Source organism: Streptococcus sp. 1621 (genome assembly GCF_013276615.1).
Taxonomy (GTDB): Bacteria; Bacillota; Bacilli; order Lactobacillales; family Streptococcaceae; genus Streptococcus.
The window spans coordinates 25,670-33,764 of sequence record NZ_VMLJ01000013.1 but is presented as its reverse complement, the minus strand read 5'-3'; the positions used below and the strand labels follow the sequence as shown (position 1 = coordinate 33,764).

General features: G+C 42.1%; 6 protein-coding genes. 4 read left to right on the top strand and 2 right to left on the bottom strand.

Annotated features, from left to right (window positions below; genetic code table 11):
* Nucleotides 1–127: 127 nt before the first annotated feature.
* Nucleotides 128–1,702, bottom strand: coding sequence for a DEAD/DEAH box helicase (locus HT697_RS03315; RefSeq protein WP_173218596.1), 1,575 nt, complete (start codon nt 1,700–1,702; stop codon nt 128–130).
* Nucleotides 1,703–1,899: 197 nt separating this feature from the next.
* Nucleotides 1,900–3,126 carry an OFA family MFS transporter gene (locus HT697_RS03310; protein WP_173218594.1) on the bottom strand — a complete coding sequence of 409 codons (1,227 nt, stop codon included), beginning with the start codon at nt 3,124–3,126 and terminating at the stop codon, nt 1,900–1,902.
* 193 nt (nt 3,127–3,319) lie between these two features.
* On the opposite strand from HT697_RS03310, the gene HT697_RS03305 reads away from it, so the two are divergent.
* The 4 genes from HT697_RS03305 (at nt 3,320) to HT697_RS03290 (ending at nt 8,070) form a co-directional block, all read left to right on the top strand.
* Nucleotides 3,320–4,636: an FAD-containing oxidoreductase gene (locus tag HT697_RS03305; protein ID WP_061817748.1), complete on the top strand. Its 1,317-nt coding sequence runs from the start codon at nt 3,320–3,322 to the stop codon at nt 4,634–4,636.
* A gap of 98 nt (nt 4,637–4,734) precedes the next feature.
* Nucleotides 4,735–6,078 (top strand): lipid II isoglutaminyl synthase subunit MurT, encoded by a 1,344-nt coding sequence (gene murT, locus HT697_RS03300; protein ID WP_173252855.1) that lies wholly within the window; start codon nt 4,735–4,737, stop codon nt 6,076–6,078.
* Nucleotides 6,078–6,860, top strand: a complete 783-nt coding sequence (gene gatD / locus HT697_RS03295; protein WP_033686811.1) for a lipid II isoglutaminyl synthase subunit GatD — start codon at nt 6,078–6,080, stop codon at nt 6,858–6,860. Before murT ends, gatD begins: the two co-directional genes overlap by 1 nt.
* A gap of 127 nt (nt 6,861–6,987) precedes the next feature.
* Nucleotides 6,988–8,070, top strand: a complete 1,083-nt coding sequence (locus tag HT697_RS03290) for a Xaa-Pro peptidase family protein (protein ID WP_173252854.1) — start codon at nt 6,988–6,990, stop codon at nt 8,068–8,070.
* Nucleotides 8,071–8,095 lie beyond the last annotated feature (25 nt).

Here is an 8,095-nt window from a genome sequence, read left to right as displayed (position 1 = left end):
GACGAAGTCAGTAACATATCTACGGCAAGGCGACGTTGACGAGGTTTGAAGAGATTTTCGAAGAGTATTATCTTTTCACATTCGGTCTCCTTATATAAAAAAGCGATTCATTTTGAACCGCTTTTTCTTATTTATCGCCCTTGTTACGAATAACAAAGCCTGTTTTCTTTTCGCTTGAAGTATTGCGTGGTTTTTTATTATCCTTACGGTAACGTTTTTCCTTATCAAAACGATCGTTGCCACGACTTCCTTTGTTGAACTCATCACGACGACCACCACGACGGTTGTCTCCACGGCGATTATCACGACGGTCATCTCCACGACGACCTCCTTTAGCTTTACCACCGAAGCCATTACCTGACGGTTTAAACGGTAGTGGTTTTTCACGCGCAATCTCCACTTCAGGAAGGCTATCTGGATCTTGGACTGTCAGACTCAAGATATACATTGCCAATTCTTCTGGAGTAAATTCGGCAGCTAGCTTACGAGCGTCCTTACCAAATTTCTCAAAGTTGGCACGAATGGTTTCATCTGCAAAATCACGTTCGATTTTCTTGAGAGCTACTTGTTTTTTAGCTTGGAAGGCTTCTTCTGCACTTGCAGGTTTGAGACCTTTCATGCGTTTCTTAGTCAAGTTTTCAATGATTTGGAGGTAGCCCATTTCATTTGGTGATACGAAAGTAATAGACTGACCTGACTTACCAGCACGACCTGTACGACCGATACGGTGAACATAGCTTTCAGGATCTTGTGGAATATCGTAGTTATAGACATGGGTCACACCTGAAATATCCAAGCCACGCGCTGCAACGTCCGTCGCAACTAAAACATCAAGGTTCCCATTTTTGAAGTCACGAAGGACACGAAGACGTTTGTTTTGGTCTAGGTCTCCATGAATTCCTTCTGCACGGAAGCCACGGATTTTCAGACCACGAGTCAATTCATCCACACGGCGCTTGGTACGACCAAATACGATAGCAAGTTCTGGTTGTTCCACATCCATGAGACGAGTCATGGTATCAAATTTTTCTTGTTCTTTAACTCGGATGTAGTATTGATCAACCAATTCTGTGGTCAATTCCTTAGCAGCAATCTTGACATGCTCAGGTTCTTTCATAAACTGAACACCGATACGTTTGATGGCATCTGGCATAGTTGCTGAGAAGAGCAAGGTTTGTCTATTTTCAGGGACACGCGAGATAATGGCTTCGATGTCTTCAAGAAAGCCCATGTTGAGCATTTCATCGGCTTCGTCAAGGATAAGCGTTTCAATATCTTGTAATTTCAAGGCCTTGCGTTTAATCAAGTCCAAGAGGCGACCTGGAGTTCCCACCACGATATGGGCACCAGATTTAAGAGCCTTAATTTGTTTTTCAATGCTTGATCCACCATATACTGAGCGGACTTTGACTCCCTTACTACGACCAAAGCGGAAGAGTTCTTCTTGACTTTGGACAGCGAGTTCACGAGTTGGAGCGATAACCAAGGCTTGGATGGTCGCTTCTTCTGTACGGATTTTTTCAAGGGTTGGCAAGCCAAAGGCTGCGGTTTTTCCTGTACCAGTCTGAGCTTGACCGATAACGTCCTTGCCTTCTAGAGCCAAAGGAATGGTTTGTTCTTGGATAGGACTGGCTTCTACAAAACCAGCTTTTTCAATCTCTGCTAGCAAATCAGCAGACAAGTTTAATTCATTAAATTTCACGTTGTTCTTCTTTCTAAAGGTGGTGCGAAGCCACCCTATAGGACTTAGTTTATACTTTTCTTTTTATGACGTATTTTCATATGCTGGATACAAAATCGTGTTGCTTCTTTTCCACAAAAGAAAAGTACTGTTTTCTTTGCAACCCATCTAGTATAACACAAGACCAGAGCAAAAGATAGCCCCATTTCTACAGAAAATCATGTAAGCGGTTTTTGGCTTTCCTTTTTGATGGAACGACCTAGATAATAAGACAAAGCCAAGGCGATACTATATAAAATGATAAAAACGAACAAGGTTTGTGTGTAAGAATGAGCCATTTTATAAGTTTCTGCTAATAAAATAGGTCCTGCTAAACCAGCCATGGCCCAAGCTGTTAAAATATATCCATGCAGAGCAGCCAATTCCTTGGTTCCAAAAATATCACTGAGATAAGCTGGAATCAAAGAAAAACCAGCTCCATAGCAAGTCATCAAAATAGACATAGCGACTACAAATAAAACGGAATCTGTAAAGAGCCAAAGTGAGAGAGAAAAGAAAAGATTGACAAGCAGTAATATACTAAAGGTTAGGGGGCGACCGATATAGTCAGATAAGCTCGCCCAGAGCAAGCGACCAAATCCATTGAAAATCCCTAAAACGCCCACCATTACTGCTGCATGACTTGTAGACAAGCCAGCCATCTCCTGTGCCATTGGCGATGCCGCTGAAATTAAGCCTAAACCACAAGCTATGTTGATAAAGAAAATAATCCAAAGTATATAAAACCGATTGCTTTTTAGAGCCTGATTTGCAGCCATTCCTTGCGTCAAAGAGGCTGTTTTTTCTTTCCCTGAAGCAGATAAAATTGCAAGCTCTTGCTCATTTGGACGCTTAATGAATTGTGAAGCTAGGAGCATGATAATAAAGTAACTTGCACCTAAAATATAAAAAGTTTCTACAAGCCCTACCCCTGCGATGAGATGTTGCGCTATGGGACTAGTCAATAAAGAAGCAAAACCAAACCCCATAATCGCTAAACCTGTTGCGAGACCACGTTTATCAGGAAACCATTTTATAATCGTTGACACAGGGGTAATATAGCCTGCTCCCAAACCAAGCCCACCTAAAATGCCATAAGCGAGATACAACAACCACAGTTCCTGACGGTCTATCGCAAATCCTGTTAAGATATTTCCACCTGCGTATAGAAAAGCAGATAGACTCCCCATGACTCTCGGACCAAATTTTTCTACCAAACGTCCCATAAATGCAGCAGATAAGCCCAAACAAAAGATTGCTAGACTAAAGGCAAAGGCAACAGAAGCCTGATCCCATCCCGTTTTTTCAATAATAGGGTTGCGATAAACACTCCAAGCATAAGTAGAACCCAGCATTAAGTGTAAAATGACCCCAGCAAAGGCAATAATATAACGATTCGATTTCATAAAACCTCCTATTTTCGGACATTTATTCTATCTTATATAAAAATAGATAGGATTTTAGTTTATCAAGCTTGTCAAAAAATTACTAGTTTTTTGTCTGGAAAGCGTTTTTATCTTTTTCTGTCTTTTTCGTAGCAGAATTGTGCAAAAGTTTTTTTCTTGTGCTAGAATGAAATGCGAATAGGAGGAACTCTAAATGTTAACTTATGATTTAATCGTTATCGGATTTGGTAAAGCTGGTAAAACACTAGCTGGTAAATTGGCTTCAGCTGGCAAAAAAGTTGCCCTCATTGAACGTAGCAAAGCTATGTACGGTGGAACTTGTATCAACATCGGATGTATCCCAACTAAAACTTTGCTAGTTGCTGCTGAGAAAGACTTGTCTTTTGAAGAAGTCATTGCTACCAAAAACACGATCACTGGTCGCCTCAATGGTAAAAACTATGCTACTGTTGCAGGTACAGGCGTAGATATCTTTGATGCGGAAGCTCACTTCCTTTCAAATAAAGTCATTGAAATTCAAGCTGGTGATGAAAAGAAAGAACTGACTGCTGAAACAATCGTCATCAATACTGGTGCTGTTTCAAACGTCTTGCCAATCCCTGGACTTGCTACAAGCAAAAACGTCTTTGACTCAACAGGTATCCAAAACTTGGACAAATTGCCTGAAAACCTTGGAGTCCTTGGTGGTGGAAATATCGGTCTTGAATTTGCCGGCCTTTACAACAAACTTGGAAGCAAGGTCACAGTTCTAGATGCCTTGGATACTTTCCTTCCTCGTGCAGAACCTTCCATCGCAGCTCTTGCTAAACAATACATGGAAGAAGATGGCATTGAATTGCTTCAAAATATCCATACTACTGAAATCAAAAACGATGGTGACCAAGTCCTTGTCGTGACTGAAAACGAAACTTACCGTTTCGACGCCCTTCTCTACGCAACTGGACGCAAACCAAATGTAGAACCACTTCAACTTGAAAATACAGATATTGAACTAACTGAACGTGGCGCTATTAAAGTAGACAAACATTGTCAAACAAACGTTCCTGGTGTCTTTGCAGTTGGAGATGTCAACGGTGGCCTTCAATTTACTTACATTTCACTTGATGACTTCCGTGTTGTTTACAGCTACCTTGCTGGAGATGGTAGCTACACGCTTGAAGACCGTCTCAATGTACCAAACACCATGTTTATCACACCTGCCCTTTCACAAGTCGGTTTGACTGAAAGCCAAGCGGCTGATTTGAAACTTCCATACGCCGTTAAGGAAATCCCTGTTGCAGCAATGCCTCGTGGCCATGTAAATGGAGACCTTCGCGGAGCTTTCAAAGCTGTTGTTAATACTGAAACAAAAGAAATTCTTGGAGCAAGCATCTTTTCAGAAGGTTCTCAAGAAATCATCAACATCATCACTGTTGCTATGGACAACAAAATTCCTTACACTTACTTCACAAAACAAATCTTCACTCACCCAACCTTGGCTGAGAACTTGAATGACTTGTTTGCGATTTAAGTTGAAATCTCATCTTAACTGACAGCCCTCTTTGGGCTGTTTTTGCTTCTGCGAAACACCAAATCTGTCTTTTCCCTCTTTTGTGATATAATAGAAACATGAACTTAAAAACTACTTTGGGCCTTCTTGCTGGGCGTTCTTCCCACTTCGTTTTAAGCCGTCTTGGCCGTGGAAGTACGCTCCCAGGAAAACTTGCCCTTCAATTTGATAAAGATATTTTACAAAACCTTGCTAAGAACTACGAGATTGTCGTGGTCACTGGAACCAACGGAAAAACCTTGACAACTGCCCTCACTGTCGGCATTTTAAAAGAGGTTTATGGTCAAGTTCTAACCAACCCAAGCGGTGCTAACATGATCACAGGAATTGCGACAACCTTCTTAACAGCCAAATCTTCTAAAACTGGGAAAAATATTGCCGTCCTAGAAATCGATGAAGCCAGCCTATCTCGTATCTGTGACTATATCCAGCCAAGCCTTTTTGTCATCACCAACATCTTCCGTGACCAGATGGATCGCTATGGTGAGATTTACACAACTTATAAGATGATTTTGGATGCTATTCGTAAGGTGCCTACTGCCACTGTTCTTCTTAATGGAGATAGTCCACTTTTCTACAAACCAGCTATTCCAAATCCTATACAGTATTTTGGTTTTGACTTGGAGAAAGGGCCAGCCCAGCTGGCTCACTATAATACAGAAGGGATTCTCTGTTCTGACTGCCAAGGAATCCTCAAATATGAGCATAATACCTATGCAAATTTGGGTGCCTATATCTGTGAAGGCTGTGGATGTAAACGTCCTGATCTGGACTATCGCTTGACAGAACTGGTTGAGTTGACCAACAATCGCTCTCGCTTTGTCATTGACGGACAAGAATACGGTATTCAAATCGGTGGTCTCTACAATATCTACAACGCCCTAGCTGCAGTTGCTATCGCCCGTTTCCTTGGTGCAGATTCACAACTCATCAAGCAGGGATTTGACAAGAGCCGTGCAGTCTTTGGACGCCAAGAAACCTTCCACATCGGGGACAAGGAATGTACCCTCGTCTTGATTAAAAATCCAGTCGGTGCGACCCAAGCTATCGAGATGATTAAACTAGCTCCTTATCCATTTAGCCTATCTGTCCTCCTAAATGCCAACTATGCAGATGGAATTGACACCAGCTGGATCTGGGATGCTGATTTTGAACAAATCACTGATATGGACATTCCTGAAATCAACGCTGGCGGTGTTCGCCATTCTGAAATCGCACGTCGTCTACGAGTAACAGGCTATCCAGCTGAGAAAATCACTGAAACAAGTAGTCTGGAACAAGTTCTTAAAACCATTGAGAACCAAGACTGCAAGCATGCTTATATTCTGGCTACCTATACTGCTATGCTTGAATTCCGCGAACTGCTGGCTAGTCGTCAGATTGTTAGAAAGGAGATGAACTAATGGTTTATACTTCACTTTCCTCAAAAGATGGCAATTACCCCTATCAGCTCAACATTGCCCACCTCTACGGTAACCTCATGAATACCTACGGGGACAATGGAAACATCCTCATGCTCAAGTATGTTGCTGAAAAACTGGGAGCCCATGTGACGGTTGACATCGTTTCTCTCCATGATGATTTTGATGAAAACCACTATGACATCGCCTTTTTTGGTGGTGGTCAAGACTTTGAACAAAGTATTATTGCAGACGACCTACCTGCTAAAAAAGAGAGCATTGACAACTACATCCAAAATGACGGTGTGGTTCTGGCTATCTGCGGTGGTTTCCAACTATTGGGTCAATATTATATTGAAGCTTCAGGGAGACGTATCGAAGGGCTAGGTGTCATGGGCCACTACACGCTCAACCAGACCAATAACCGTTTTATCGGTGACATCAAGATTCACAATGAAGATTTCAATGAAACCTACTATGGCTTTGAAAATCATCAGGGCCGTACCTTCCTCTCAGATGATCAAAAACCACTGGGACAGGTTGTCTATGGAAATGGAAATAACGAAGAAAAAGTCGGCGAAGGGGTTCATTATAAGAATGTCTTTGGTTCCTACTTCCACGGGCCTATCCTCTCTCGTAATGCCAATCTGGCTTATCGCCTAGTCACTACAGCCCTCAAGAAGAAATATGGTCAGGACATCCAACTCCCTGCCTATGAAGATATTCTCAGCCAAGAAATCGCTGAAGAATACAGTGATGTCAAAAGCAAGGCTGACTTTTCTTAAACAAAAGGAAATTATATCAAAGAACTCTGTTATCTTGTGGGAGTTCTTTTTGTCTGTTCTTTTACCCTTCTCCCTTGCATTTTCTCTCATTTTTTGCCAAAATAGAGGAGTAGAAAGAAGGTAGCATATGTCTAAATTACAACAAATCGTAACATATCTTGAATCAGAAAAACTAGACGTCGCTGTCGTATCTGACCCCGTCACAATCAATTACCTCACTGGCTTTTACAGTGATCCCCATGAACGCCAAATGTTCCTTTTTATCCTAGCGGATCAAGAACCCCTCCTCTTTGTCCCAGCCCTTGAGGTTGAGCGTGCTACTAGCACTGTTTCCTTCCCAGTTGTGGGCTATGTGGATTCTGAAAATCCATGGCAAAAAATGAAACATGCTCTACCACAGCTTGATTTCAAACGTGTCGCTGTTGAGTTTGACAATCTCATCTTAACCAAATATCATGGCTTGAAAATAGTCTTTGAAACTGCTGAGTTTGACAACCTCACACCTCGTATCCAACGCATGCGCCTCATCAAATCAGCTGATGAAGTGCAAAAAATGATGGTTGCAGGTCTCTATGCGGACAAGGCTGTTAAGGTTGGTTTTGATAATATTTCTCTTGATAAGACAGAGACAGATATCATCGCTCAAATTGACTTTGCCATGAAACGTGAAGGCTATGAAATGAGCTTTGATACCATGGTCTTGACTGGTGATAATGCTGCAAATCCGCACGGCATTCCGGCAGCTAACAAAGTTGAGAATAACGCCCTTCTCCTCTTTGACCTTGGTGTTCTAGTCAACGGTTACGCATCAGACATGACTCGTACAGTCGCTGTCGGTAAACCTGACCAATTCAAGAAAGACATTTACAACTTGACTCTTGAAGCCCAACAAGCTGCCCTTGACTTTATCAAGCCAGGTGTGACTGCCCATGAAGTGGACCGCGCTGCCCGTGAGGTCATCGAAAAAGCTGGTTATGGCGAGTACTTCAACCACCGTCTCGGTCATGGTATCGGTATGGATGTTCACGAATTCCCATCTATCATGGAAGGAAACGACATGGTCATCGAAGAAGGCATGTGCTTCTCTGTTGAACCAGGAATCTATATCCCTGGTAAAGTCGGTGTCCGTATCGAAGACTGCGGTGTTGTTACCAAGAATGGCTTCGACCTCTTTACAAGTACCAGCAAAGACTTACTTTATTTTGATTAATATTCATCTAATACTCAATGAAAAT

Coding starts and splice junctions, on each gene's coding strand:
- HT697_RS03290 (WP_173252854.1), top strand. CDS start 6,988: ATGTCTAAATTACAACAAATCGTAACATATCTTGAATCAGAAAAACTA.
- HT697_RS03305 (WP_061817748.1), top strand. CDS start 3,320: ATGTTAACTTATGATTTAATCGTTATCGGATTTGGTAAAGCTGGTAAA.
- gatD (WP_033686811.1), top strand. CDS start 6,078: ATGGTTTATACTTCACTTTCCTCAAAAGATGGCAATTACCCCTATCAG.
- HT697_RS03310 (WP_173218594.1), bottom strand. CDS start 3,126: ATGAAATCGAATCGTTATATTATTGCCTTTGCTGGGGTCATTTTACAC.
- murT (WP_173252855.1), top strand. CDS start 4,735: ATGAACTTAAAAACTACTTTGGGCCTTCTTGCTGGGCGTTCTTCCCAC.